General features: G+C 70.7%; 21 protein-coding genes. 7 read left to right on the top strand and 14 right to left on the bottom strand.

Annotated features, from left to right (window positions below; all coding sequences use genetic code 11):
• The first annotated feature begins 59 nt into the window (after positions 1-59).
• Positions 60-2105 carry a serine/threonine protein kinase gene (locus QSK37_RS03580; RefSeq protein ID WP_285617497.1) on the top strand — a complete coding sequence of 682 codons (2046 nt, stop codon included), beginning with the start codon at positions 60-62 and terminating at the stop codon, positions 2103-2105.
• Here the strand turns inward: QSK37_RS03580 and QSK37_RS03575 are convergent, their stop codons facing one another.
• The 4 genes from QSK37_RS03575 to QSK37_RS03560 form a co-directional block, all read right to left on the bottom strand.
• Positions 2106-2384 (bottom strand): zinc ribbon domain-containing protein, encoded by a 279-nt coding sequence (locus tag QSK37_RS03575; RefSeq protein ID WP_285617496.1) that lies wholly within the window; start codon positions 2382-2384, stop codon positions 2106-2108. It lies immediately after the preceding gene.
• 2 nt (positions 2385-2386) lie between these two features.
• Positions 2387-2932: an RNA-guided endonuclease InsQ/TnpB family protein gene (locus tag QSK37_RS03570; protein ID WP_285617495.1), complete on the bottom strand. Its 546-nt coding sequence runs from the start codon at positions 2930-2932 to the stop codon at positions 2387-2389.
• Positions 2847-3512 (bottom strand): hypothetical protein, encoded by a 666-nt coding sequence (locus QSK37_RS03565; protein ID WP_285617494.1) that lies wholly within the window; start codon positions 3510-3512, stop codon positions 2847-2849. The genes QSK37_RS03570 and QSK37_RS03565 overlap by 86 nt, the downstream gene beginning before the upstream one ends.
• An 812-nt stretch (positions 3513-4324) precedes the next feature.
• On the bottom strand, positions 4325-8797 hold the full coding sequence (locus tag QSK37_RS03560; RefSeq protein ID WP_285617492.1) for an ATP-dependent helicase: 4473 nt from the start codon (positions 8795-8797) through the stop codon (positions 4325-4327).
• Between the two features lie 55 nt (positions 8798-8852).
• On the opposite strand from QSK37_RS03560, the gene QSK37_RS03555 reads away from it, so the two are divergent.
• Both QSK37_RS03555 and QSK37_RS03550 read left to right on the top strand, forming a co-directional pair.
• On the top strand, positions 8853-9047 hold the full coding sequence (locus tag QSK37_RS03555) for a DUF3046 domain-containing protein (RefSeq protein ID WP_285580751.1): 195 nt from the start codon (positions 8853-8855) through the stop codon (positions 9045-9047).
• A complete protein-coding gene (locus tag QSK37_RS03550; protein WP_285617490.1) occupies positions 9044-9457 on the top strand; it encodes a rhodanese-like domain-containing protein in 414 nt (137 codons plus the stop codon). Before QSK37_RS03555 ends, QSK37_RS03550 begins: the two co-directional genes overlap by 4 nt.
• Here QSK37_RS03550 and QSK37_RS03545 read toward each other — a convergent pair.
• The 4 genes from QSK37_RS03545 to QSK37_RS03530 all read right to left on the bottom strand — a co-directional run bounded on the left by QSK37_RS03545 (position 9450) and on the right by QSK37_RS03530 (position 12344).
• Complete coding sequence (locus QSK37_RS03545) at positions 9450-9899, bottom strand: DUF350 domain-containing protein (RefSeq protein WP_285617489.1); 450 nt, start codon at positions 9897-9899, stop codon at positions 9450-9452. The genes QSK37_RS03550 and QSK37_RS03545 overlap by 8 nt on opposite strands.
• Positions 9900-9919: 20 nt before the next feature.
• Complete coding sequence (locus QSK37_RS03540; protein WP_285617487.1) at positions 9920-11062, bottom strand: glutathionylspermidine synthase family protein; 1143 nt, start codon at positions 11060-11062, stop codon at positions 9920-9922.
• Between the two features lie 2 nt (positions 11063-11064).
• Entirely contained in the window at positions 11065-11409 is a 345-nt protein-coding gene (locus QSK37_RS03535; protein WP_285617486.1) for a hypothetical protein, read from the bottom strand.
• Between the two features lie 74 nt (positions 11410-11483).
• Positions 11484-12344 carry an ATP-grasp domain-containing protein gene (locus tag QSK37_RS03530; protein WP_285617485.1) on the bottom strand — a complete coding sequence of 287 codons (861 nt, stop codon included), beginning with the start codon at positions 12342-12344 and terminating at the stop codon, positions 11484-11486.
• A gap of 198 nt (positions 12345-12542) precedes the next feature.
• Between QSK37_RS03530 and recA the strand changes: the two genes are divergently transcribed.
• The 3 genes from recA to rny all read left to right on the top strand — a co-directional run bounded on the left by recA (position 12543) and on the right by rny (position 18476).
• Entirely contained in the window at positions 12543-13670 is a 1128-nt protein-coding gene (gene recA, locus QSK37_RS03525) for a recombinase RecA (RefSeq protein WP_285580742.1), read from the top strand.
• Positions 13671-14914: 1244 nt separating this feature from the next.
• Positions 14915-15643, top strand: a complete 729-nt coding sequence (gene recX, locus QSK37_RS03520) for a recombination regulator RecX (protein ID WP_285617483.1) — start codon at positions 14915-14917, stop codon at positions 15641-15643.
• A 1243-nt stretch (positions 15644-16886) separates the two neighbouring features.
• Positions 16887-18476, top strand: coding sequence for a ribonuclease Y (gene rny, locus QSK37_RS03515; protein WP_349497939.1), 1590 nt, complete (start codon positions 16887-16889; stop codon positions 18474-18476).
• A gap of 76 nt (positions 18477-18552) precedes the next feature.
• On the opposite strand, the gene QSK37_RS03510 is transcribed toward rny, so the two are convergent.
• The 5 genes from QSK37_RS03510 to QSK37_RS03490 form a co-directional block, all read right to left on the bottom strand.
• Positions 18553-20547 (bottom strand): S9 family peptidase, encoded by a 1995-nt coding sequence (locus QSK37_RS03510; protein WP_285617481.1) that lies wholly within the window; start codon positions 20545-20547, stop codon positions 18553-18555.
• Between the two features lie 501 nt (positions 20548-21048).
• Positions 21049-21996 (bottom strand): amino acid ABC transporter permease, encoded by a 948-nt coding sequence (locus tag QSK37_RS03505; RefSeq protein ID WP_285617479.1) that lies wholly within the window; start codon positions 21994-21996, stop codon positions 21049-21051.
• Complete coding sequence (locus QSK37_RS03500) at positions 21993-22682, bottom strand: amino acid ABC transporter permease (RefSeq protein WP_285617478.1); 690 nt, start codon at positions 22680-22682, stop codon at positions 21993-21995. The genes QSK37_RS03505 and QSK37_RS03500 overlap by 4 nt, the downstream gene beginning before the upstream one ends.
• 68 nt (positions 22683-22750) lie before the next feature.
• Entirely contained in the window at positions 22751-23608 is an 858-nt protein-coding gene (locus QSK37_RS03495; protein ID WP_285617477.1) for a glutamate ABC transporter substrate-binding protein, read from the bottom strand.
• A 55-nt stretch (positions 23609-23663) separates the two neighbouring features.
• Entirely contained in the window at positions 23664-24446 is a 783-nt protein-coding gene (locus QSK37_RS03490; RefSeq protein ID WP_285580735.1) for an amino acid ABC transporter ATP-binding protein, read from the bottom strand.
• A gap of 164 nt (positions 24447-24610) precedes the next feature.
• Between QSK37_RS03490 and miaB the strand changes: the two genes are divergently transcribed.
• Positions 24611-26095, top strand: coding sequence for a tRNA (N6-isopentenyl adenosine(37)-C2)-methylthiotransferase MiaB (gene miaB, locus QSK37_RS03485; RefSeq protein WP_285617475.1), 1485 nt, complete (start codon positions 24611-24613; stop codon positions 26093-26095).
• 14 nt (positions 26096-26109) lie between these two features.
• On the opposite strand, the gene QSK37_RS03480 is transcribed toward miaB, so the two are convergent.
• Positions 26110-26313, bottom strand: a complete 204-nt coding sequence (locus tag QSK37_RS03480; protein ID WP_285580733.1) for an antitoxin — start codon at positions 26311-26313, stop codon at positions 26110-26112.
• Positions 26314-26347: the final 34 nt, after the last annotated feature.

The raw sequence follows: 26347 nt of genomic DNA, 5'->3' as shown, positions 1-26347 counted from the left end.
TGACGGAGGGCGTTGATAGGTTCTCCGGGCGTCCGAATGTCGCGTTTGGGAGGCCGCCCGTGGTGAACGTCCAGCCGCTCAGCGACGGGGATCCCCGTCGGCTGGGGGACTACGACGTGACCGGTCGGCTGGGCGAAGGCGGGCAGGGCGTCGTCTATCTGGGCCGTGACGCGGCCGGTCAGGTCGCCATCAAGCTGCTCCACGGCCAGCTGATCGAGGACGAGCAGGCCCGTGCCCGCTTCGTACGCGAGGTGGAGGTGACCAAGCGGGTCGCCCGCTTCTGCACCGCGCAGGTTCTGTCCGCCGGGATGGCCGAGGACCGTCCGTACATCGTCAGTGAGTACGTGCCCGGTCCGTCGTTGCAACGCCTGGTTCGCGACGAGGGCCCGCGCCGGGGGTCGGCGCTGGACCGGCTGGCGGTCAACACCGCCACCGCCCTGGCCGCGATCCACCAGGCAGGTGTCGTCCACCGCGACTTCAAGCCGGGCAACGTGCTCATGGGCCCGGACGGCCCGGTCGTGATCGACTTCGGCATCGCCCGGGCCCTGGACGCCGGCGGCAGCATGGCGGGCGCGGTCAGCCAGGTCGTCGGAACCCCGGCCTTCATGGCGCCGGAACAACTCGCCGATGGCACGATCGGCGCGCCCACGGACATGTTCGCGTGGGCCGTCACGATGGTGTACGCGGCGACCGGAGCCCCCGCCTTCGGCCATCGCTCCATTCCGCAGGTGATCAACCGGATCCTGCACTCGGAGCCGGATCTCGGTGCGCTGGACGGCCGTCTCCGCCCCGTCGTGGCGGCGTGCCTGTCCAAGGAGCCGTCCCGCCGCCCCACGGCCCGTCAGCTGATGGACGAGTTGATGGGCCACAACGTCCTTCCGGCCCAGGCGCCCGGCGACCCCGCACTTGGTGCACCGGGGTCGCCCCGACCGGGCGCTTCGCAGGCGGCGGCGGTCGCGGGGGCCGAACGGCTGCCCGCGGCCGGCTCACCGTCCTGGAACGACAGGTCCGGCCCTCCGCGGCCCGGCAGCGCCATGGGGCTCCCCGCCGAGGGCCCCGCGTCGTTCGGCGGCCCCGCGTCGTCGGGTGGTCCCGCGTCCGGTGGCCCCACGTCGCTGGGCGGCTCGGCGTCCGGTGGGCCTGGGCGGCCCGGTGGTCCCGCGTCGTTCGGTGGTTCCGCGTCGCTGGGCGGCTCGGCGTCCGGTGGGCCTGGGCGGCCCGGTGGTCCCGCGTCGTTCGGTGGTTCCGCGTCCGGTGGCCCCACGTCGCTGGGCGGCTCGGCGTCCGGTGGGCCTGCGTCGTTCGGTGGTCCCGCGTCGTTGGGCGGTCCCGCGTCCGGCGGGAACGACAGGTCCGGCCCTCCACAGCCCGGCAGCACCATGCGGCTCCCCGCCTCGGGCCCCACGTCGTTCGACGGCCCCACCTCGTTCGGCGGTCCCGCGTCCGGCGGTCCCGGACCGTTCGGCGGGCCGGGGCGGCCCGGTGGTCCCGCGGTGTCCGGCGGACCACCTGGACCCGCCGGATCCTCCGGCTTGCCGGACCGGCCGCCCTCGCGCAAGGGCCGTACCGGCCTGATCATCGGTTCGGTGGCGGCAGGGCTCGTCCTGGTCTGCGGGATCGGCGCGCTGGCCATGAACGGTTCAGGCGACGACCAGAAGAACGCCGCCCCGCCAACGGTCTCTCAGACCCCGCGCGCTCCGGTGAAAAAGCACACGCCGTCCCCGTCCCACCGGCCTTCCCGTACGCCGTCTCGGCACCCGGCGACCAAGAAGCCGGTCCGCGCCAACCCGTACACGCCTCAACGCCTGTGCGGCAACGGCTATCGCGTCATCGAGACCCACGGGCTCGCCACGGCCCGCGCCTATTTGCTCTACAACGCGAAGGCCGGGGCCAACTGCGTGGTCACCATGGTGCCGCGGTCGTCGGGAAAGGTGTTCTTGACCGCCTCCCTCGCGGTGAAGGGCGGAGACCGCGCGAGCAGATCGGGCTCCTTCCCGTTCTACGCGGGCCCGATCCGCCTGCCGGCACGAGGCAAGTGCGTGATATGGGGCGGCGCGTCGAAGACCGCCAAGTGGACCAGCGGCTGGAGCCACTGCGGTAATTGACTACTCCCCGCCCTGTAAAACGGGGATTCCAGTCCTCGCGGGCTGGGGTTCCTGCTTCAGCGGCGACTGCGCCCGAGGGGACCTCGGGTGTCTGACGTCACCTCCACAGGCCGACACGGCAAGACCTGCCGCCAGGATGTTCTTCGCCGCGTTGATGTCGCTGTCATGCAGGGTGCGACACGACGAGCAACACCACGCCCGCGTGGAAAGGCTCAGCTCGGTGAGCAGATGTCCGCACGTCGAGCAGGTTTTGGAGCTGGGGTACCAGCGGTCGATCACGATCAGACGGCGACCGTAGCGGGCGGCTTTGTATCCGAGTTGGCGGTGGAACTCGCCCCACGCACAGTCGGAGATGGCTTTGGCGAGCCCCCGGTCAGGACTATGCCCTTGACGTTCAGGTCTTCGATCACGATCACGTCGTGGTCGCGGACCAGGCGGGCGCTGGTTTTGTGCAGGAAGTCCGCGCGGGACGCGGCGACCTTGCGGTGAGCGCGGGCCACCTTCGCCCTCGCCTTCGCGCGGTTGTTCGACCCGTATTGCTTGCGTGCCATGCGCCGCTGGTAGCGGGCCAGGTTACGTTCTCGTTTGGCTAGGCGCCGAGCATTGGCGATCTTCTCGCCGTCGGAGGTGACCGCGAAGTCCTTGATGCCGAGGTCCACGCCGACCACCGCACCGGTGGCCGGTGCCTGTCCAGAGCCTGGGGCTTCGATGGCGAGGGAGACGTACCAGCGTCCGCACGGATCACGCGAGACCGTCACCGACGTCGGCTCGATCGACACGGGATCGACCTCCGGCCAGGACCACACGACCTCCAGCGGTGTGTCCATCATCTTGGCCAGATACAGGCGGCCTTCTCGCCAGCGGAACGCCGAGCGGGTGAAGGTTGCCGACTGCTTGCGCTGCCGGGCACAGCCAGTCGGGTTTGCCGGTCGCGCTCGCCTCCTCACTCACTCCACGGACGGCTCGTCCCTCACCGGCCGCTCCGCTCGCTCGTCGGCTCGCCGCGAGCTTGCCGGTCGCGCTCGCCTCCTCACTCACTCCACGGACGGCTCGTCCCTCACCGGCCGCTCCGCTCGCTCGTCGGCTCGCCGCTCCGGTCAGGTCGGCGAGTTGGCCGAGCCGATGGCTGGTGCCCGCCTTCTGGTCGGGCACACGCGGAACGGCGGCGAGGGCGGACGCCGGACCGGCGGTGCCGGACGGGACGGCCGACGGAACCTGCTGCCAGCGCGCCGCCCAGTAACCGAGGGCCTGGCCGAGCTTGGCCAGCCGCGGCCCGTCCTCGTGGTCCAGCAGGGCGTGGACCGCGTGACCGGTGCGGATCACTCCGTGGGTGGCGCCGGCCGCGATGCCGGGCAGCAGCCGCGGCCACCACGTTTCCAGCCCCGTGCGCCAGGGCCGCTCGGTCACCTCACGTTCGAAGAACGCCAGCCAGTCACCGAGACGATGAGGATCTCCCAGCGCCGCACGTCAGCCGTCGGCGGTGACGGGCGAGGTGCCGCGCGGCAGCGCGTCCAGCCGGCGCACGTACCGGTCCAGCCGGCGGTGGACCTGGCGTGCGTGTCCACGTCTGACCATCGATTCCACCGCCATCGGACCGTGGTTGGAGAGTCGGCCTTCGAACTCCGGGCCGGTCCGGTGCCACCGTTCACACGGCCTGACGCTAATCACGCGCCGAACCGCGATCATCGACTCAGGGACCGGAACTCCTTCCTTTATCGCGCCTAGGGCTCGCCGCCGAGCTGATCGACTACACCGTCACTTACTTCGCCGGGATCATCCGATGGTCGACCGTGATTCGGCACCCGCCCGAACGTAATGGCGCGCGCATTTCTTTTCATTTGTGGTCCTGTTCGTCACATGCGTGCTATCGCGCAGCCGGTGTGAACCCAGGTGAGTCCCAGGCGGGCGATGCGCTGACCGATGAGCACCGGACCGCGGCACAGCGGGCACCGCCCGGCCCTGCGGGCCTTCCTGGTCCTGGTCGCGGTGATCACTCGGCCGCCCGAGGGGGAACGGGTGCATGCCGGTGGACCTTCCGTGACCGAAGGCCGGCGCCTAAGTCGACTGAACCGCGTCCTGGACATTCATGTATCGAATTCGCGGAGACCGCCATCGCATTTCCCCTTTCCTCGATGAAGGAAAAATATCGCGACGGCAACGCCGTTTCGAGATGTGAATGGCCGCCTGTGGATAACGCCATGCGGGGCAACGGCGTCGGGTCAGGCGCGCAGGCGGAGGCCCCGGGGGGTCGGGTGGAAGCCGGCCGCCTCCAGCGCCGTCGCCAGCGGGGAGTCGTTGATCGACTCGCCGTCCGCGCGTTCGACGGTCAGGCGTCCCAGGGCGCCCTCGCGGACCGCCAGGGCCAGGGCGTCGACGGCCGGTTGCAGGTCGGTCTCCTCCCAGGACAGCAGGGTCTTGCCGCCGCGTTCGACGTACAGCACCAGGCTGCCCTCCACCATGACCACCAGGGCGCCCGCCTTGCGGCCCGGTTTGTGGCCGCTGGCGGCTTCGCCCGGGCGTTCGGGCCAGGGCAGGGCGGCGCCGTACGGGTTCGCCGGGTCGGTGGCGGCGAGGACGAGAGCGTGGGCCTGGGCGTCGTCCGGGCGCTGGGTGGCGCGCAGCCGGTCGACCGCGCCGGGCAGGGCGAACTGGGCCGCGCCCAGGCCCTCGACGAAGTAGCCCCGGCGGCACCGGCCCGTCTCCTCGAACGCGCGCAGCACGGGGTACACCGCGGCGAAGCCGCCCGGCGTGCGTTCGGCCATCACGGCGCCGCGGATGACGATGCCGTAGCGGTCGAGCAGGGTCTCGGCCAGCGCGTGGCCGCGGCGCGTGGTGTCGGCGGAGCGCTCCGGCAGCAGCCACCAGCGGCCCGCGACCGTCGGCGGGCCCGTGCGGGACGGCATGGCGGGACGGCGCCGGCGGGTGCGCGGCCGGTGCGTCGTGCGGCTCGAACCCAGGCGTGCCCGCAGCGGGGCCAGCGTGTCGTTGGTCAGGTGTCCCGCCCACACCAGGTCCCACAGGGCCGTGACGAGATCGGCGTCGTTCAGCGAGCCGACCCGGTCGGACAGCGTGCGGAAGAACACCGCGCCGCCGTCACCGAGGGAGTCCAGGACCTTTTCGTGCAGCGGCGTCAGCGTGATGTCGGCGGGCTCGGGCATGAGGAGCGGGGCGGTGTCGGCGAGATACAGCGACACCCACCCGTCACCGCCCGGCAGCCCGCCCTGACCGGCCCAGACGACCTCGCCGGACGCGGTCAGCTCGTCCAGCAGAGCGGGGGAGTAGTCCGGCACCCGGGTCGGCAGCACCAGTGACTCCAGCGCCGACGCCGGCACCGCCGCGCCCTGCAACTGCTCGACGGCCTGCACGAGCGCGTCGAGACCACGCAGCCGCGACGACCGTATGCCGTGCCAGGCCGGCAGGAACCGTGCCAGCGCGTCGTGCGGCGACGGCTCGACCTCGGCCCGCAGGCGCGCCAGCGACCGGCGGCGCAGCAACCGCAGCACCCCCGTGTCGCACCATTCCGTGCCCCGCGCGCCCGGCGTGAACTCGCCCTCCGACACCCGGTCGGCCAGCCGGTACAGCCCTCCGGTCACCACCGCCACGCCCAGCCCGAAGCGCGCGGCCACGTCACCCGCGTGGAACGGCCCGTGCGTGCGGGCATGGCGGCTCAGCAGGTCCGCCAGCGGATCGGCGACCGGCTCCAGGAACGCCTCCGGGACGCCGACCGGCAACGGCACGCCGAGGGCGTCGCGCAGCCGCCCGGCGTCCTCGATCGCCGCCCACCGCTCCTCACCGGCGATCCGCACCCGGATCGCCCGATGTGACGCCTCCAGCTCGGCCGGCCACTGGGGAGCGGCTCCCCGCGCGGTCAGCTCCGGCGTCGTCAGCGGCCCCAGCTCGCGGAGCAGGTCGGCGGCGCCCTCGACGTCGCGGGCGTGCCGCGAGGACGGCAGCCGCTGCAGCTCGCGCGAGACCTCGGCGACCACCTCGGGATCGAGCAGCTCGCGGAGGTTCGCCTGACCGAGCAGCTCGGCGAGCAGTGTCGAGTCGAGCGCCAGCGCCTGGGCCCGCCGCTCGGCGAGCGGCGCGTCGCCCTCGTACATGAACGCGCCGACGTAGCTGAACAGCAGCGACCGGGCGTACGGCGAGGGCACCGGCGTCTCCACCTCGACCAGGCGCGCCTTGCGCCCGGCCAGGTCGCGCATCAGCGTGACCAGCCCGGGCACGTCGAAGACGTCCTGCAGGCACTCGCGCACGGTCTCCAGCACGATCGGGAACGAGGCGTACTTGCTGGCCACCGACAACAGCTGCGCCGCCCGCTGCCGTTGCTGCCACAGCGGCATCCGCTTGCCCGGACGGTGCCGCGGCAGCAGCAGCGCCCGCGCCGCGCACTCGCGGAACCGCGACGCGAACAGCGCCGACCCGCCCAGCTCGTCGGTGACGATCTGCTCGATCTCGTCCGGGTCGAAGACCGCGAGGTCACCGGCCGGCGGGGTCACGGCCTCGCCCGTGTCGGGGATGCGCAGCACGATGCCGTCGTCGGAGTGCGCGGCCTGCGCGTCCACGCCGTACCGCTCACGCAGCCGCGACGCCATCGCCAGCGCCCACGGCGCGTGGACCAGCGCCCCGTACGGGGAGTGCACCACGACCCGCCAGTCGCCGAGCTCGTCGCGGAACCGCTCGACCACCAGCGTGCGGTCGTCGGGAACGTATCCGGTCGCCTCACGCTGCTCGGCGAGGTAGGCGAGGAGGTTGTCGGCGGCCCACTCGTCCAGGCCCGCGGCGCGCACGCGCTCGCGCGCCCGCTCCGGCGGCAGCGCCGACAGCTCGCGGCTGAACGCCCCCAGGGCGCGGCCCAGCTCGGCGGGCCGTCCCGGCGCGTCGCCGTGCCAGAACGGCAGCTTGCCCGGCCGCCCCGGAGCGGGGGAGACGAGCACCCGGTCGGGCGTGATGTCCTCGATGCGCCAGGAGCTGGCGCCGAGCACGAACACGTCGCCGACCCGCGACTCGTACACCATCTCCTCGTCCAGCTCACCGACCCGTGAGGATTTCTCTCCCACCAGGAAGACGCCGAACAGGCCCCGGTCGGGGATCGTGCCGCCGCTGGTCACCGCGAGCCGCTGGGCCCCGGGACGCCCTCGCAGGACCCCGGAGACGCGGTCCCACACCAGCCGTGGCCGCAGCTCACCGAACTCGTCGCTGGGGTAGCGCCCGGCGAGCATGTCGAGCGTCGCCTCCAGCACCGAGCGCGGCAGCGTCGCGAACGGCGCCGCGCGGCGTACGAGCGTCTCCAGCTCGTCGACCGGCCATTCGTCCATGCCGGCCATCGCCACGATCTGCTGGGCGAGCACGTCGAGGGGGTTGCGGGGATAGCGCAGCTCCTCGATGCGGCCCTCGCGCATCCGCTCGGCCACGACCGCGGTCTGCACCAGGTCGCCCCGGTACTTCGGGAAGATCACGCCGCGCGACACCGCGCCGACCTGGTGCCCGGCACGGCCGATGCGCTGCAGCCCGCCCGCGACCGACGGCGGCGACTCGACCTGCACGACGAGGTCGACCGCGCCCATGTCGATGCCCAGCTCGAGGCTGGAGGTCGCGACCACGCCGGGCAGCCGTCCCGCCTTGAGCGCCTCCTCGATGCCGGCCCGCTCCTCCTTCGAGACCGACCCGTGGTGCGCGCGCACGACGTCGGCGGGCGCGCCCCGCGAGGCCCCGGCCTGCGCCATCATCTCGGCGGGCACGTCCTCCTCGGGAAGCCCCTCCTCGGCGCGCTCGCGCGACAGCTCGTTGAGGCGCCCGCTCAGCCGCTCGGCCAGCCGCCGGGAGTTGGCGAAGACGATGGTCGAGCGGTGTGACTCGACGAGGTCGAGCACGCGCGCCTCGACGTGCGGCCAGATCGACGCGCGGTTGGGCTCCCCGGCCGCCGCCCCGGACAGGTCGTCGACCGGCTGGCCCAGCTCCGTCATGTCCTCCAGCGGCACGACGATCTCCAGCTCGACCTCTTTCTCGTGCGGCGGCTGGACCACCGTGGCGGGCCGCGGGCCGCCGAGGAACGTCGCGACCTCCTCCACCGGGCGTACGGTCGCCGAGAGCCCGATGCGCTGGGCCGGCCGCTCCAGCAGGGCGTCGAGCCGCTCCAGGGAGAGGGCGAGGTGGGCGCCGCGCTTGGTGCCCGCGACGGCGTGCACCTCGTCGACGATCACGGTCTCGACGCCGCGCAGCGCCTCGCGCGCCTGCGAGGTCAGCATGAGGAACAGCGACTCGGGCGTCGTGATCAGGATGTCGGACGGCTTGGCGGCGAACCGGCGGCGCTCGTCCGCCGGGGTGTCGCCGGAGCGTACGGACACGCGCACGTCGGGCTCGGGCAGGCCCAGCCGCTGGGAGGTCTGCCGCAGCCCGGTCAGCGGCGCCCGCAGGTTGCGCTCGATGTCGACGGCCAGCGCCTTGAGCGGCGAGACGTACAGCACCCGGCAGCGGCGCTTCGGGTCCTCGGGCGGCGGCGTCGTGGCGAGCCGGTCGAGCGACCAGAAGAACGCCGCGAGCGTCTTGCCCGAACCGGTCGGCGCCACGACGAGCGTGTTGTCGCCCTGCGCGATCGCCTCCCACGCGCCCTCCTGCGCCGCCGTGGGCGCGGCGAAGGCCCCGGTGAACCAGGCGCGCGCGGCGTCGGAGAAGCGGTCGAGCGGTGTCATGCTGCCATGATGCCTCCCGGCACTGACAGGATCGGCCGCCCGATAGCGTTGGAGGGTGCGTCTAACCGTGTTCTGGGACCGGATGAACCAGCAGTTCGGCGAGATTTACGCCGAGAGCGTGGCCAAGGACTACGTCATGGCCGAGCTCGGCGGCCGCACGATCGAGCAGGCGCTGGCCGACGGCGTCGGCGCCAAGGAGGTCTGGCAGGCCGTCTGCGCCACGTTCGACGTGCCCCAGAAGCTGCGGTGAGCGTCGACCGGATGCTCGCCGAGGCGCGCGCCGGGCTGACGCGGCTGAGGCCGCACGAGGCCGCCCAGGCCGTACGCGCCGGGGCGCTCCTCGTCGACACGCGGCCCGAATACCAGCGGCGCGCCGACGGCGACATCCCCGGCGCCATCGTCATCGAGCGCAACCACCTCGAGTGGCGGCTCGATCCGCGCAGCGACGCCCGGATCCCCGAGGCCGCGCACGAGCGGATCCGCTGGATCGTGATCTGCGACGAGGGCTACTCCTCCTCGTTCGCCGCCGCGTCGCTGCGGGCGATCGGGCTGCCCCACGCCACCGATGTCGTGGGCGGGTTCCAGGAGTGGCGCGCGGCCGGCCTGCCGGTGACGTCCGGCGCCGTACGGCCCCGGCTCGCGTCGTACGACCTCAGATGACGGCGATCGCGGTGATCAGCCCGACCGTCGCCTGCGTGGCGCCGAGCAGGATCGCGGAGGGCTCGAGCTTCTCCTTGGCCATCAGGCCCGCGACGTCCACGCCCAGCAGGTAACGGACGATCACCGACGCGACCAGCTGCGCCGCGATGCCCACGAGGCCCCACACCAGGGTCGCGATCAGCCCTTCGAGCAGCTTCCCGCCGGACGCGAAGATCGATGCGGCCACCACCAGGCCCACGGCCGACACACCGCAGACGGCCAGCAGCGTCGCGTTGGCGTTCCGGTTCGTCCGGATGATCGTGGTCAGCCGGCCCGGCGTCGCCAGGTCGACCGCGAGGAACCCGATGATCAGCAGCACCAGTCCGAGTGCCGTGTACGCGGCGATCGCGCCGGCGCCCTTGCCCAGAGCCGTGCCGAAGCCGTCCGAGAACGCCAGATACATGTCGGTCTCCCTGTGAGGACTCAGTCGTCGATGCGGTGCGGTACGAAGGATGAGGTGTCGTCGGTGATGAGACCGGACGTCTCACGGATGCCGAGGCCCGCCGACTCGTCGCCCACGACCCAGGCGCCCAGAACGGGATGCTCGCCGTCGAAGTCGGGCAGCGGGCACAGCTCCTGATAGACGAAGCCCTCCGCGCCGTACTCTCCGGCGGTCGTCGTCTGCACGCCCTCCGCCGTCACGATGCTCATGCTGGCGCCCTCGCGGCCCAGCAGCGGCTTGCGGACGTAGGACGTCAGCGTGCTCGGCGTGCCCAGGAAGGCCGGCAGGAGGTTCGGATGGCCCGGGTACAGCTCCCAGAGCACGACCAGAAGCGCCTTGTTCGACAGGAGCATCTTCCAGATCGGCTCGATCCACGCCGCCCGCGGGACGTGCCGGCCGAACGGCTCGGCGACGATCCACTCCCACGGGTAGAGCTTGCAGACCGTACGGATCTCCGCCTCGTCCAGGTCGACGAAACGCTCCTTGAGGGAGTGCCAGCCGACGTCCTCCATGGCGATCGCGGCCGCTCGGACACCGGCCTGCTCGGCCGTCTCCTGCAGGTACGCCACGGTCATGAGCTCTTCGCCGGTCTCGTCCTCGGTCGTCCAGGCGAAGTGCACGGGGGAGGGCGGGGCGATCTGCCGCCACCGGTCGATGAGCCGCTCGTGGACGGAGTTCCACTGGTCGTCGTCGGGATGGACGTCCTGCAGCCAGTACCACTGGATGATCGAGCTCTCCACGAGCGCGGTCGGGGTGTCGGCGTTGTACTCCAGCAGCTTCGCCGGGCCCTCGCCGTCGTACCGGAGGTCGAACCGCCCGTACAGGTGCGGGTCGCGCCGCCGCCACGACTCCTCGATCAGCGGGCGCACCCAGGGCGGGATGCCGAACACGTCGTACCGGCCGGTGCTCACGACGTGCTCGACCGCGGCCAGGCACATCTGGTGGAGCTCCTCGACCACCGACTCCAGCGCGAGGACCTCGTCCATGGCGAAGACGTAGTGCACGGACTCGTCCCAGTACGGGCGGGTCAGATGCTCCGGGTGGGAGGTGCGGTGGTACGCGAGGCCCTGCGACTCGATGATCCGAGCCCAGTCCGCACGCGGGTCGGAGAACTCGCGTCGCACGCTCAGCCTCCGTGAGAGCCGGCGTGGCCGCCGAAGCCGCCGCGTGAGATCACCCGGCCGCCGCGCGAGGTGATCTTGTTGCCACGCGGGCGGACTGTGCTGCCGTGCGAGATGTATCCGCCGTGGTAGCGGCCGCCGTAGTACCAGTAGTAGCGGCCGTACGAGCCCCCGTTGTCGCAGTAGTAGTCGGGGACGACGCGGTGGGAGCCGCCGCGGGAGTTCCAGCCGTCCACACAGCTCGCCTCCGTGTTCGACGAGCAGGCGACGAGGGTCAGCGACAGGACGCTCAGGGCGCTCAGCTGTACGGCGCCGGAACGCATGCGCCGACCGGCCTCTTTGGGGGGCATTGCCGACGACCCTCCGAATTCGGGTTTGGTGCCCGGTAAGTGTAGAGGTGGGACGGTCGATCGACAGGACCGGTTCAACGAATGGGAAAGCTCAGATAAAGGTCGGCCGGTTCCGCTCCCGCGGGAAGGTCGCTCACCTGTCCGTCGCCGGTCTCCACCACGCGCCAGGTGCCGTCCGCGCGTCGTGCCAGGTCGGTGGTGATGAACCGGCAGCCCAGCGAGCGCACGCAGGGCGCGATCGTCTCCGTGAGCGGACGCGGGCGCACCTCCGGAGTGTCCGGATGAGGTCCGGCCAGCACCGGCTCACCGTCGACCCACCAGACCCGCGCCTCGCCGCCTTCGTACGTCTCGAACTCGCGGACCACGATGCCGCCGGCCAGGGAGTCGCCCTGGAGCTCGACCAGGCGTGAGACGACCGCGTGCAGCCGGTCGACGTCGGTGACGTCGGGTACGAAGCACGCCTCGTCCCATTCGTGCTTGCGCGACTTCACGTAGTCCTTGACGATCGCCGGACCCTTGGAGAGCGGGCGTACGAGCTGGGCCAGGCGGTCCTTGCCCGGAGGCGTGCCGGGACGCGTCGGCAGCCACACGCTCGTGGGGGTGACACCGGCGAACGTGTCGTACCAGCCCGGCAGTTCATGTGCCTTCTGGTAGCCGTCCGGCGGCACCGCCATCGTGACCCCGCGCGCGCCGAGCACCGAGGCCAGCGCGGTGTACTGCACGGACGTCATCATCCATCCGCGGTACCAGACCGTGCCGAGGTCGCGGGGGACACGGTGTACGGCCATGGCCGCGTCGCCCTGCTGGAGGGCGTCATGGTCGATGAGCGCGACGGACCCGCCGAGCGCGCGCACGGCCTCGGCCTCCCGCGCGAAGTGTTCGTCGACTCGCCGGGGGTTGAGCGGGTCGGCGCACATGAGAATGGTCACCGGCATGATCCTGCGCCTCAGCGTAAGCCAAGTTGACCGGTCTTTCTGAGTGTCCGACCATGATCGAACACGTGTTCGGCTAGAGTTGACCGCAACGGGCGGCGTAATCCACAACGGTGGCCCGGACTCTCGAAAACTGTCGGTGCGGCCCCGTAACGTCGCACCCGTCAACATCAGTCACCGACTTTCACAGGGACACCTCACATGGCAGCAAACGATCGCGAGAAGGCTCTCGAGGCCGCGCTCGCCCAGATCGAGCGGCAGTTCGGCAAGGGTTCCGTCATGCGGCTGGGCCAGGAGGGGCGCCCCCCGGTCGAGGTGATCCCGACCGGCTCGATCGCCCTCGACGTGGCCCTCGGCATCGGCGGCCTTCCGCGCGGCCGCGTCGTCGAGATCTACGGCCCGGAGTCCTCCGGTAAGACGACCCTCGCGCTCCACGCGGTCGCGAGTGCGCAGAAGAACGGCGGCATCGCCGCGTTCGTCGACGCCGAGCACGCGCTCGACCCGGAGTACGCGAAGAAGATCGGCGTCGACATCGACGCGCTCCTCGTCTCCCAGCCCGACACGGGTGAGCAGGCGCTGGAGATCACCGACATGCTGATCCGCTCCGGCGCGATCGACGTCGTGGTCATCGACTCCGTCGCCGCCCTGGTGCCGCGCGCGGAGATCGAGGGCGAGATGGGCGACAGCCACGTCGGCCTCCAGGCCCGCCTCATGTCGCAGGCGCTCCGCAAGCTCACCGGCGCCATCAACCAGACCAAGACCACAGCGATCTTCCTCAACCAGCTGCGCGAGAAGGTCGGCGTCATGTTCGGCTCGCCCGAGACGACGACGGGTGGCAAGGCGCTGAAGTTCTACGCGTCGGTCCGGCTCGACATCCGGCGCATCGAGACGATGAAGGACGGCACCGACGCCGTCGGTAACCGCACTCGCGTCAAGGTCGTGAAGAACAAGATGGCGCCGCCGTTCAAGGTCGCCGACTTCGACATCCTGTACGGCGTGGGCATCAGCCGCGAGGGCGGCCTCATCGACATGGGCGTCGAGCACGGCTTCGTCCGCAAGTCCGGCGCCTGGTACACCTACGAGAGCGACCAGCTCGGGCAGGGCAAGGAGAACGCCCGCAACTTCCTCCGGGAGAACCCCGACCTCGCCAACGAGCTGGAGAAGAAGATCAAGGAGAAGCTCGGAGTGGGCCCGAAGCTCGACGCCGACCCGTCGGAGCCTCTCGCGGAGGCCCCGGCGATGGCGGGCGCGGCCGCCGCGGCGCCGGCGGGCAAGCCCGCCCCGGCCAAGCGCGGCTCCAAGAGCACCCCGAAACCAGGCGACGTCTGATCCCGACGATCTGCCCCAGACCCACGCCACGGCACGGCCAGATCCAGCCCGCCGAGGGGCCGGCCCGAGAGGGCTGATCCGGTGAGGGGTTGGGCGGTGGGAGTCGCTTGTCCGGTCGTGATGTGACGGGGCGGGCTCGCCGCGCCTGGCCCTGTCTGGGATGGGCTTGCCGGCTGCGATCAGCACAAGCCCGACCCGGCCGAGCCCGGACTCGCCGTACCCGACTCGGCCGAGTCCAGACTCGCCGCAGCCCGACCCCTACAGAGTCCAACCCGCCGGACCCGGCACCGCCGGACTCCGCCCAGTCGCACCTGGCCGCCATGAGCCCGAGTCCCCGACTCGGGCCGACGGGCCGACGGGCCGACGGGCCGACGGGTGCGAGTCTGGACCCGTCGGATCCGGCACGCTGGACCCCGCCCAGTCGCACCCGGTCGCCATGAGCCCGGGTCCCTCGACTCGGCCTGGCGGATCCGACGGGTGCGAGTCTGGACCCGTCGGACCCGGCACCGCCGGACTCCGCCCAGTCGCACCTGGCCGCCATGAGCCCGAGTCCCCGACTCGGCCCGGCGATCCGATGGCGGCGACGGGTGCGAGTCTGGATGCGGCTCGGTACAGGCTTGGATTCGGTGCTGCACCTCGACGCCTGTCCCGGCCGGCTCGGGTTTTGGGTTGGGCGCTGGTTGGGCTTAGGCCGGGCTCGAGCCCAGACTTGGGTAGCTCAGACTTGGGTATGGCCTGGGCGCGGCACGGGTTCGACATGGGTTGGGCTCGACATGGGTTGGGCTCCGTACGGCCTGGGCCCGACACGGCTTGGGCTGGGCAACGTGGGCCCACGAAAGCCTCCTGGCGGGCGGCGGCGTCGCGTCCCGTACCGGGTTGATAACCGGTACGGGCACCTTCCCCGGTGGCGTCGCCCCCGCTCAGGAGTTATGACGCGGGTGGTGCCGGGGCGCGGCATCGGTGCCACGGTCCGGTGAAGAGTACGGAGGTTGCATCGCATGTCCGCGGACGAAACCGGTGCCGGGCCTGACGGCTTGGACCCCGTTGATTCGGGTCCCGTCGATCCGGGCTCCGTCGATCCGGCGGCCGGCTGGACCACCGGAGCCACCCCTCCTGCCGGTGACCGGCCGCGACCCTCGACCCGGCGCTCGGCGTCTGGTTGGGTCACTGGTGTCACCGGCCCTGCCGGGGAGCCCGGGAGCTCTCCGACCGATCCCCTTCTGCCCAGCGGGGAGGGGACGACGGTGGCCAGGGGTGTCACCGGCCCTGCCGGGAAGGCCTGGGGTTCTTCGGCCGATCCCCTTTCTCCCGGCGGGGAGGAGGGGACGCCGTACGCCGGCGGTTCGGAGCCCGGATCGGGCGGATCCGCCGAGGCTTCCGGGCGGCGAAGGGGCGGACGGGCGCGGGCAGGCGGACGGAAGTCCAGACGCGAAAGCGGCGAAGCGCGCTCCGGCCGCGGGGAGGGCGGCCCACCCGCCGACCCGGAGGCGGAGGCTCGCGAGATCTGCCTGCGGCTGCTCAGCTTCTCACTCCGTACGCGGGCGCAACTCGCGGACGCGTTGCGGCGCAAGGGGGTGGACGACGAGGTGGCCGAGCAGGTGCTGAGCCGCTACACCGAAGTCGGCCTGATCGACGACGTCGCGTTCGCACGGGCGTGGGTACAGTCCCGGCACACCGGCCGCGGCCTCGCCCGGCGGGCGCTCGCGGCCGAGTTGCGGCAGCGTGGGGTCGCCGACGACACGGTCAAGGAGGCCGTCGAAGAACTCGACCCAGACCAGGAGGAGACCGCCGCCCGCGAACTCGTCGCCAAGCGCATGGCCGCCACCCGTGGCCTCGACCCGGTCAAGCGTACCCGGCGCATCCTGGGCGTCCTCGCCCGCAAGGGATACCCCAGCGGACTCGCCTACCGCCTCGTCCGCGAAGCCCTCGAACAGGAAGGCCTCGACGACCCCGGCGTCCCCACAGACGAATGAACCCGAACCCCCGCGTGCCCACAGACGAGACGACCCCCTGCGCGAACGCGCCGAACCGCCGGTGACCCGTCTTCCGCCCGCCTCCGGTATTCGGCCGGCGCCCAACGTCATGGTGCCGGCCCCGAGCAGCCGATCCCGAGTGTTCCCGAAACTCAACACCCGCCGCCTGTCCGCGGATACGTCCGGCACCCGGCGTATCGGACTGTTCGCCGTCGTCGGTGAGGGCTGTACCGGCCCCTCATTCGCCGGCGTGCCCGCATCCACCCGGGCTGCCGACGCCGTCGACGGAGCGCTGCCGGCCGCTCGCGGCCCATCGCGAGCTCGCGGCGACCAAGATCGCCACGGCCCTGGCCGAGCTTGAGAGCCGCCTGCTGGCCGCGATTCTGTCCGCAGTCTATCGCACGGCCCGTGGCCGTTGGCGCTACATGCGGTGCCGCCGCCCACTGTTCAAGACGCCGCCCGCCGCCCGCCACCCATGGCACTGTCCGCTGTCCGTTATCCGTGACGCGGCCCGCCGTCTTTCGCTCGTATCCTGCGGCCTGTTGCGCCCTTCGCTGCTCGCAGCGCTGTCCGCGGCGTCGTTCGCTGCCCGTGGGGCTCTCCGCCGTCCACCCCCGGGCGCGGGTCCGCTGTCCGTCGTCCGGGTCCACCGTCCGTCGCCCGGCGGTGGCTGTCCGTTGTTCGCCGTCGGCGGTCGAGGCCCCGCGGAGCCTCCTCCCCTTGGGGCGTCATGCCACCGTCGTGCGACGCGTGGCGTCCGAGTGCGGATCGGCTTGGCGAGACAACACGTCACTGACCTGCGGCTATGTCGAAACTCCAAGGCGCTCGGTCCATCGCGGCGAAGCGGTCGCGTCCCCTGGGCGCCGACGGCCCAGCCGGCACGAGCGGCTAGCGGGGGTTATGGGTATCTGCTTGCCACATGCAACGAATCGTCCCGAACGAGGAGTCTTTCCTTGCCCATTACCTCCTCGACGCTTACGGTTACGGCAGTGAGGAGTTACTCCGCGCAGTGCGGATTGCCATACGACCGCAGACGTTGACGAGCTGAAAGGGTGGTCCGACCGGCTCCCCCTATGGCCGGTTGGTTCGGATTGCAGGGTTCTGGACGAAAGTCTCGGACCCCGGACGGTTGTGCCCTGCCCGGCGTCCGTTGGCGGTCCGGCGTACCCGTGGCGCGTTCGTAGCCCCTCGCGCGCCGCCTTGGTGTTGGGCGGCCTCCGTGTCGAGGAAAGGGGTCAGTGCCGTGATCTGGGTTGTCATAGGTGCGGCACTGGTCATCATCGTGGCGTTCGTCACCTTCGTCGTCGTCGTGCTCCAGCGGCTCCCCGGCCGGGGAGGGGCCAAGAGCACCGCGCGGAGCGAAGAGGAGCTCAACGCTCATCGGGACGCGGACGAGATCGTAGCGCGCGCGAAGACAGAGGCGCAGGAGATCGTTACCGAAGCCGAGGCGAAGGCCAAAGAGGTCTCCAAGACGGCGCGTGAAGACGCCGAGAAGGAGATCAGGACCCTTAAGGACGATCTCCGGCCGGTCCGTGAGGATCTCGAGCGGCGGGAGATCCGGCTCGCCGAGCGCGAGCAGCGGCTCGACGACGAGATGCGGCGCCTCGAAGAGCGCGGCCAGAAGCTGGACGAGCTGAAACAGTCACTGAAGGAGCGCCGGGCCGAGCTGGAGCGGGTCGAGGAGGAACGCCGGCAGGTCCTCGAACAGGCCGCCGGGCTCACCGCCGACCAGGCCAAGACCGAGCTCGTCGCCGCCATCGAGAACCAGGCCAAGCGCGAGGCGGCGCTGATCGTCCGGGACATCGAGAACGAGGCGCGCGAGCAGGGTGAGAAGCGCGCGAGGAAGATCGTGACGCTGGCGATCCAACGGGTGGCCACCGAGCAGACCGCCGAGTCCGTCGTCTCGGTCCTGCACCTGCCGAGCGACGAGATGAAGGGCCGGATCATCGGCCGTGAGGGCCGCAACATCCGGGCGTTCGAGACGGCCACCGGCGTCAACCTCATCATCGACGACACGCCCGAGGCCGTCCTGTTGAGCTGCTTCGATCCCGTACGCCGCGAGGTCGGCCGGCTCACCCTGGAAAAGCTTGTCCTCGACGGCCGGATCCATCCGCAGCGCATCGAGGAGATCTACGACCACAGCAAGGCCGAGGTCGAGCAGCTGTGCGTACGCGCGGGTGAGGACGCCCTGGTCGAGCTCGGCATCACCGACATGCACCCGGAGCTCATCGCCCTGCTCGGCCAGCTCCGCTACCGCACCTCGTACGGGCAGAACGTCCTGAAGCACCTGATCGAGTCGGCGCACATCGCCGGGATCATGGCCGCCGAGCTGCGCCTTCCGACGGCCCTGCTGAAACGCTGCACCCTCCTCCACGACATCGGCAAGGCGCTCACCCACGAGGTCGAGGGCAGCCACGCGCTCATCGGCGCGGAGATCGCCCGCCGGTACGGCGAGGACGAGGAGGTCGTGCACGCGATCGAGGCCCACCACAACGAGGTGGAGGTCCGTACGGTCGAGGCCGTGCTCACCCAGGCCGCCGACGCGATCAGCGGTGGCCGCCCGGGTGCCCGCCGCGAGTCGCTGGAGGCGTACGTCAAGCGGCTCGAACGCCTCGAGGAGATCGCCACCGAGCGCGACGGTGTGGAGAAGGTCTTCGCCATGCAGGCGGGCCGGGAGATCCGCGTCATGGTCCGGCCGGACTCGGTCGACGACATCCAGGCCCAGGTCATCGCGCACGACATCGCCAAGCAGGTCGAAGAGGAACTGACCTACCCGGGGCAGATCCGGATCACCGTCGTACGCGAGTCGCGGGCCACGGAGTTCGCCCGCTGACCCGCGTTGCCGCGTTATGACGCGCGGCCGGACGCCGCCCGGCACGCCATGCGCGGCCGTGCCGGACGGGATTCGGTCACTGCTCGACCGCGGGCGGCGCGGGCTCGGGCGCGACAGGCGCCGGCCGCCGTCCCACGGTCAGCTCGATCGCCGGCACGTTCTTCGGGTCGAAGCCGAGCGTCTGGCCGTAGAACGCCAGCTCCGCCTCCAGCGCGGTGACCACCGTGTCGGCCCGCCGGAACCCGTGGGACTCGCCCTCGAACGCCAGGTACGCGTACGGGATGTCCTTGGCCGCCACCGCGTCCGCGAAGCGCTCGGACTGCGGAGGGGACACGACCGGGTCGTCCAGGCCCTGCAGCAGCAGCACCGGGCAGGCCGTCCCGGAGGCGTGCGCGAGCGGCGAGCGCTCCTCGTACGTCCGCTCGAACCCCGGGATCGGCCCGATCAGCCCGTACAGGTAGGTCGACTCGAAGTCGTGGGTCTCCTTGAGCCAGTTCTGCGGGTCGGCGATGCCGAAGTAGGACGTGCCGGCCTTGAAGAGCGTGCTCTGCGTGATCGTGCACAGCGTGGTCCATCCGCCGGCGCTGCCGCCGCGGACGGCCACCCGGTTCGGGTCGGCGGCGCCGCTGTCCACCAGCGCCTGGGCCGCCGCGATCGTGTCCTCGACGTCGACGACGCCCCACTGACGCCGCAGCCGCTCGCGGTACGAGCGCCCGTAGCCGGTGGAGCCGCCGTAGTTGACGTCGACGACGCCGATGCCCCGGCTGGTGAAGTAGGCGATCTCCAGGTCCAGCACGCTCGTGGAGTGGTCGGTCGGCCCGCCGTGCACGAACACGATGTACGGCGGCAACTCGCCCTCAGGCGCCTGGGCGCCCGGATTGGACGGGGGATACACGTAGGCGTGCACGGATCGTCCGAACGGTCCCTCGAGCTCCTGAGCGCGCGGCAGCGGCAGGTACGCGGCGTCGGGCGGAGAGTCCAGTTCGGCCCGCAGCACCTTGGCCTCGCCGCTGTCGGCGTTCACCGCGACCACGGACCACGGGATGTCCGGGGCGCCGGCGATCCCCACGATGGTGGTGCCGTCGGCGGACAGCTGGAGCTTCCAGTCGGTGTAGGGCAGGTCGAAGTCGGTCAGTTCGGCGGTCTCCGGGTCGTACAGCCCCAGCCGCTGGTCGCCCTGTCCGTGCAGCACCGCGATCCGCCCGTCGTCGAGGAGGGCGTACGGGCGGCCGCCGAGGTGCCACAGCGCCCCGGCGAACTCCTCCTCGGCCGGGTACATCGCCTGCGCGGACTCGCCGTGCAGGCCGACCTCGTACAGGTTCCACCAGCCGGGCCAGTCCGAGACGACGTACAGGCCGGTCTCGTTCAGCCACGTGGGCGCCAGCGCCGACTCGTTCAGCCCGCCCTTGACCGTACGGGGGCGTTCGAGCGCGCCCGCGGCGTCGAAGGCGGCGACGCGCAGCTCGGTGCCGTCCCACGGCATCCTGGGATGGCTCCACTGCACCCACGCAAGGTGCCCGCCGTCGGGTGAGGGCGTCGGGAAGGCGTAGAAGTCGGCGCCGTTGACGAGCTCGCGGATCGCGCCGGGGTTCTGGGCCGCCGCGCCGCTGAGCGGGACCGCGACGATGGCCCGCCGTACGGCGCCGGAGGCGTGGCGCTCCTGGACGCACCAGATGTGCTGACCGTCGGGCGACAGCGTGAAGTCGGCGAACCGCAGCCCCGCCGGCTCGGCCGGCTCCGGCGTCAGCGGCAACGGGGTGCGGCCCTCGGTGAGCCGGTAGAGCCGCTGGTCGGCGTAGTTGGCGAAGACGAGGTCGCCGTCGGGCAGGGGGAGGTAGGACCGCCCGCCGTACTCGTGCACACGCGTTCGGGCGTCCCACGGCGCGGGCAGCAGGTCGGTGCCGGACCGCACGATCGTGGTACGCCCGCCCCTCTCCGGACGGGTCTCCTGCCACCACACACGATCGCCGTGAATCGTGGGAAAGCTGAGGCGCAGGCGTGCCCTGGCGACGTCGGCGGCGGAGATGGGGGAGGGCCAGGATCCATAGGGGGCGGTCGCGCGAGCGGTCATATCGGAATCGTCTCGCAAACCGGGGGACAATGGGGCCACGACCCTGCACTTGAGCTTGTTAAAAGTTGCGGCCGGGGCCGGTCGTGCCCCACCGGGTTCCGGCCCGCTGAAACGGACGCCGAACCCGTACCCGACAGGCCGAAACGCCGGCACCGGTGAGGAGCGACGGCCGAAGGCGAGCAGTCCCGCGCCCGCCGGCGAGCACCGAACCTGACCAATCGCTGTCAGAAACCTCTGCCGTCTCTGGCGTCACACCCGGCGTCCCCCTGACTTCGCGGCCTGGGGACGCCGGCGGTGATCGGCGAGCTGATCTCCCATCCGGTCAAGACTCTCCGCGCGCCCGGAGCCCGCACGGTACGGCCTACGAGGGCATCGACCAGGGGAGGCGGCAGGCGGCACCCGCACCAGCCGGCTCGCCGCGCCGAGCACCGACGAGAGCCGGATAGCCGAAACCGGGGCCAGTGGACGCGCCACCGGCCCCGGTCCGGGGAGAACGTCGAGCTAGATGGAGTCCATGCCGACCGCGGGTGGCGCGCCCGCGGCGGTGGTCAGCGTGCGGGCCGAGCTCTTGCGGCTGCGCCGGCTGCGCTTCTCCAGCCACGTCGCGAGCAGGCCCAGCGCGATGTTGATGATGATGTAGATCACCGCGACCACGATGATCGAGGGGATGGTGTTGCCGAAGTTGCCGGAGACGAGACGCAGACCATTGTTGAGCAGGTCGTTGTAGGCGACGATGTAGCCCAGCGCGGTGTCCTTCAGCAGCACGACCAGCTGGCTGACGACGGCCGGCATCATCGCGGTGACCGCCTGGGGCACCAGGATCCGCAGCATGACGCCGCCCTTGCGCATGCCGATCGAGTAGCCCGCCTCGGACTGACCCTTGGGGATCGAGTTGATGCCGGAGCGGAAGATCTCCGCGAGTACCGACCCGTTGTAGAGCGTCAGGCCGATCACGAGCGCCAGGAACGCCGAGACCGGCGGCAGGACCCGGTCGAACGCGTCCATGATCGCGGGCGGGCCCGCCATCGCGAAGAAGATCATGATCAGCAGGGGGATGGCGCGGAAGAACTCCACCACCGCCCCGGCCGGAACGCTGATCCACTTGTGCTCCGACAGCCGGCCGAGGCCGAAGATCACTCCGAAGATCAGGGCGAACACCGCGGCGACCCCCGCCGCCTTGAGGGTGCCCCCGAGGCCGGGGAGGATCTGCTTGGTCCAGACGATCTTCTCGGTGAACGGCTTCCAGAGTTTGCCGTCGAACTGGTGCTGCTGATCCAGCCGCGCGATGATCAGATACGCGATGAAGAGCAGCACCACGACCGCGACCAGCGTGACGATGTTGTTGCGCAGCCGCGCGCGCGGACCGGGGGCGTCGAACAGGACCGAGGGCTTGTTCTTGGTCGGTCGCCGCGCCGAAGCGTCCGACGGGGTGTCCACGGACAGGGTCATCGCGCCACCGCCAGTCGCTTGGAGAGCCAGCCGAAGAAGAAGCCGGTCGGGAGGGTCAGCACCATGAACCCGATCGCGAACCCGAGGAAGATCGGGATGGTGCCGCCGTACGTGTCGAACATCTGCTTCATCTCGGCCGACGCCTCGAAGTAACCCGCCGCGAGCGCCACCGTGGTGTTCTTGATCATCGCGATGAACACGCTGCCCAGCGGGGCGATCACCGTACGGAAGGCCTGCGGCAGCACGACCAGGCGCAGCGACTGGGTGAAGGTGAGCCCGATCGACCGGGCGGCCTCCGCCTGCCCGAGCGGCACGGTGTTGATGCCCGCCCGCAGCGACTCACAGACGAACGACGCCGTGTAGATCGTCATGCCGATCGTCGCCAGCCAGAAGCCGTTCGTGCTCGGGTCGTGGGAGATCTGCAGGTGCAGCGTGTCGCTCAGGCCGAGGCTGCAGAACAGCAGCACGAGCGTCAGCGGCGTATTGCGGAAGACGTAGATGTACAGGGCGCCCGCCCCCCGCAGCACCGGGGTCGGCGAGACCCGCATCGCGGCGAGCACGGTGCCGAGGATCAGCGAGCCGATGCCCGACAGGAGGGCGAGCCGGATCGTCCCCCAGAACGCCTTCAGGACGGTGCCGAAATTCTGCTGCAGCGGACCGAAGTCCAGCAGCGCGTGCAAATTCATGGGTCTCCACCGGATCGAAACGGCGCCGGTGAGCGCGAAGGCTCACCGGCGCGCGGGGTCGCTACGGTTCAGCTGCAGCCCTGGAAAGCCGGGGGCTTGGTCGTGTCGAACTGCAGGCCCTCCGGAGTGAACCATTTGTCGATGAGCTTCTTGGCCGTGCCGTCGGAGTACATGTCGGTGATCGCCTTGTTGACGGCGTTGCAGGTCTTGACGTCGCCCTTCTTGATGCCGACGCCGTACTTCTCGTCGGTGAACGGCACGTTGTCGACCTTGACCGAGGAACCCTCGCGGGCGGCGTAACCGGCGAGAATGGTGCTGTCGGTGGAGACCGCGTCGAGCGAGCCGCCCTTGAGCTTGGTGATGCACTCCTCGTACGCGTTGGCCGGCACGAGCTTGATCGCGACCTTCTGGTTGAACTTGTTGGTGCCCTCGGTGAGGTTCTTCCAGGAGTTGGAGCCGGCGACCTGGCAGACCCGCTTGCCCTTGAGGTCGGCGAACGTCTTGATCGAGGTGTCGTTGGCGCGGACCAGGATGTCCTGGTGGGGCACCAGGTACGGGCCGCCGAAGGTGACCAGCGGAAGGCGCGCCTGAGTGATCGAGTAACTGGCGATCACCAGGTCGTCGGTGCCGTTCTTGAGGAACGTCTCGCGGTTGGCGGAGATCGTTTCCTTCCAGGTGATGTTCTTCTCCTGGACGCCCAGCTTGCCGGCGATGTACTTGGCCACGTCCACGTCGAAGCCCTCGACGGTGCCGTCGGGCTTCTTCAGCCCGATGCTCGGCTGGTCGAACTTCACGCCGATGGTGAGCTTCTTCTGGTCCTTGGCCTTGTCGACGACCGAACCGGCCTTCTTGGCACCGCAGCCGGTGACGCCCATCGTGGCGACGGCCAGGGCGGCGATGGCAACACCGAAATGACGTACTCGCATGATCTTCCTTCGCTTTCGAGCCGGCGCGAGGGCGCTGCCGGCGCGTTCATGACAATCAGTGCGTCAGAATCTTGGAAAGGAAATCCTTCGCGCGATCGCTCTGGGCGTTCGTGAAGAACTCTTCCGGAGTGTTCTCCTCGACGATCTGGCCATCCGCCATGAAGACCACCTTGTTGGCCGACGCGCGGGCGAAACCCATCTCGTGCGTCACCACGACCATGGTCATTCCCTCGGCGGCGAGATTGGTCATGACGTCGAGGACTTCTTTGATCATTTCCGGGTCGAGCGCCGACGTGGGCTCGTCGAAGAGCATCACCTTGGGCCGCATGGCGAGCGCCCGCGCGATCGCGGCGCGCTGCTGCTGCCCGCCGGAGAGCTGTGCCGGGTACTTTTCGGCCTGGCTCGCGATCCCGACCCGCTCGAGAAGCTCCATCGCGTACTTCTCCGCCTCGGCGGCGGGCGTCTTCTTCACCTTCGTCGGGCCGAGGGTGACGTTCTGCAGGATCGTCTTGTGCGCGAACAGATTGAACGACTGGAAGACCATGCCGACATCGGCCCTGAGCTGCGCGAGCTCCTTGCCGTCTTCGGGCAGCAGATGCCCGTCGATCCGAATGGTCCCGTCGTCGATCGGCTCGAGCCGGTTGATCGTGCGGCACAAAGTGGACTTGCCGCCCCCCGACGGACCGATCACGACCACGACCTCGCCTCGGTGGATGGTGAGATCGATGTCCTTCAGGACGTGCAATTCACCGAAGTACTTGTTGACGTTCTCAAGTACGACGAGCGGTCCGCCGCCACTCACGTCGGCCTCCTGGGCCGCCTTGCCGGTGTCGGTCATGCCCGCAAAGCGTACGTGATCCGAAGAACGCCGCCAGGTCGTTGATATACCGATCCGATCACGTTGTTAGCCCGTGGTACCTCCCCGTTCCCCCTGATGGGCGCGGTTCGGTGGATCAGCGGGTCCCGCCGGGGCGCCGGGCGCGCGTACCCTTTCTTCTTGAGATGAACGCGCCCACGACTTTCGACGACCGCGCCCGCACGTACGAGATCCGCACGTACGGGTGCCAGATGAACGTGCACGATTCCGAGCGGCTCGCGGGGCTGCTCGAAGACGCGGGATACGCACGCGCCGACGAGGGCGCGACGCCCGACGTCGTCGTCTTCAACACCTGCGCGGTCCGCGAGAACGCCGACAACCGGCTCTACGGCAACCTGGGCCACCTGCGGCCGGTCAAGGAGAGCCACGACGGCATGCAGATCGCCGTCGGCGGCTGCCTCGCCCAGAAGGACCGCGACACGATCGTCGACCGCGCGCCCTGGGTCGACGTGGTGTTCGGCACCCACAACATCGGGTCGCTGCCGGTCCTGCTCGAACGCGCGCGGGTGCGGCGGGAGGCGCAGGTCGAGATCAAGGAGTCGCTGGAGGCGTTCCCCAGCACCCTGCCGACGCGCCGCGAGTCCCCGTACGCCGCGTGGGTGTCCATCTCGGTGGGCTGCAACAACACCTGCACCTTCTGCATCGTCCCCTCACTGCGCGGCAAGGAGACCGACCGCCGGCCCGGCGAGATCCTCGCCGAGGTCGAGGCGCTCGTCGCCGAGGGCGTCCTGGAGATCACCCTGCTCGGGCAGAACGTCAACTCCTACGGAGCCGAGTTCGGTGACCGGAGCGCCTTCGCGGGCCTGCTGCGCGCCTGCGGCGAGGTGAAGGGCCTGGAGCGGGTGCGCTTCACCTCTCCGCACCCGCGCGACTTCACCGACGACGTGATCGCGGCGATGGCCGAGACGCCCAACGTCATGCCGTCGCTGCACATGCCGCTGCAGTCCGGCTCCGACCGCGTGCTCAAGGCGATGCGCCGCTCGTACCGGCAGGAGCGTTACCTCGGCATCATCGAGCGGGTCCGCGCCGCGATCCCCGATGCCGCCATCACCACCGACATCATCGTCGGCTTCCCCGGCGAGACCGACGAGGACTTCGAACAGACCCTCCACGTCGTACGCGAGGCGCGGTTCTCCGGGGCGTTCACCTTCCAGTACTCCAAGCGGCCCGGCACCCCGGCCGCGACGATGGACGGACAGGTCTCCAAGGAGGTCGTCCGGGAGCGGTACGACCGGCTGGTCGCGCTGCAGGAGGAGATCTCCTGGGCGGAGAACAAGAAGCAGGTCGGCCGCACGCTGGAGGTCCTGGTCGCGGAGGGGGAGGGCCGCAAGGACGACCGCACGCACCGCATGTCCGGCCGCGCGCCCGACAACCGTCTCGTTCACTTCACCGCCGAGGAGACGGCCCGGCCGGGCGACGTGGTCACGGTGGACGTCACATACGCCGCACCGCACCACCTGGTCGCCGACGGCCCGGTACGCCACGTGAGACACACTCCGGCCGGCGACGCGTGGGAACGGCGCGTGGCCGAGCCCCCGAAGGGCGTCTCCCTCGGCATGCCGACCATCGGCCGCCCCAAAGAGACCCCGACGGCGCCGTCCTGCCGGTGACCGTATACCGGTGATCAGGGCTGGGGCGGTGGCTGGTGCCGGCCCTCCTCGCCCCACTGGGTCGCCGTCTTCTTGGCCTGTTCCTGAGCCTTGTCGACCTTGTCGGCGTACTTGCCGCCGGTCTTCTCGTCGATCATGTCGCCGGCCTTGTCGACGACCTTGTCGACCTGGTCGCCGTGCTGGCCCAGGAACGCCTTCACCTTGTCCACGATGGACATTGATCCCCCTAGGGGTCCGGTCCGGGCATCGACC

The organism is Actinoallomurus iriomotensis (genome assembly GCF_030269445.1).
Lineage (GTDB): Bacteria > Actinomycetota > Actinomycetes > Streptosporangiales > Streptosporangiaceae > Actinoallomurus > Actinoallomurus iriomotensis.
Note: the sequence above shows the minus strand (reverse complement) of the source record. Positions and strands in the feature narration are given on the sequence as shown.

Bases quoted from the DNA above. Each gene is read 5' to 3' on its own strand.
- recA (WP_285580742.1), top strand. From the start codon at position 12,543: ATGGCAGCAAACGATCGCGAGAAGGCTCTCGAGGCCGCGCTCGCCCAG.
- QSK37_RS03480 (WP_285580733.1), bottom strand. From the start codon at position 26,313: ATGTCCATCGTGGACAAGGTGAAGGCGTTCCTGGGCCAGCACGGCGAC.
- QSK37_RS03530 (WP_285617485.1), bottom strand. From the start codon at position 12,344: ATGCCGGTGACCATTCTCATGTGCGCCGACCCGCTCAACCCCCGGCGA.
- miaB (WP_285617475.1), top strand. From the start codon at position 24,611: ATGAACGCGCCCACGACTTTCGACGACCGCGCCCGCACGTACGAGATC.
- QSK37_RS03570 (WP_285617495.1), bottom strand. From the start codon at position 2,932: ATGGACACACCGCTGGAGGTCGTGTGGTCCTGGCCGGAGGTCGATCCC.
- QSK37_RS03535 (WP_285617486.1), bottom strand. From the start codon at position 11,409: ATGCCCCCCAAAGAGGCCGGTCGGCGCATGCGTTCCGGCGCCGTACAG.
- QSK37_RS03495 (WP_285617477.1), bottom strand. From the start codon at position 23,608: ATGCGAGTACGTCATTTCGGTGTTGCCATCGCCGCCCTGGCCGTCGCC.
- QSK37_RS03500 (WP_285617478.1), bottom strand. From the start codon at position 22,682: ATGAATTTGCACGCGCTGCTGGACTTCGGTCCGCTGCAGCAGAATTTC.
- QSK37_RS03560 (WP_285617492.1), bottom strand. From the start codon at position 8,797: ATGACACCGCTCGACCGCTTCTCCGACGCCGCGCGCGCCTGGTTCACC.
- QSK37_RS03505 (WP_285617479.1), bottom strand. From the start codon at position 21,996: ATGACCCTGTCCGTGGACACCCCGTCGGACGCTTCGGCGCGGCGACCG.
- QSK37_RS03490 (WP_285580735.1), bottom strand. From the start codon at position 24,446: ATGACCGACACCGGCAAGGCGGCCCAGGAGGCCGACGTGAGTGGCGGC.
- QSK37_RS03545 (WP_285617489.1), bottom strand. From the start codon at position 9,899: ATGTATCTGGCGTTCTCGGACGGCTTCGGCACGGCTCTGGGCAAGGGC.
- QSK37_RS03510 (WP_285617481.1), bottom strand. From the start codon at position 20,547: ATGACCGCTCGCGCGACCGCCCCCTATGGATCCTGGCCCTCCCCCATC.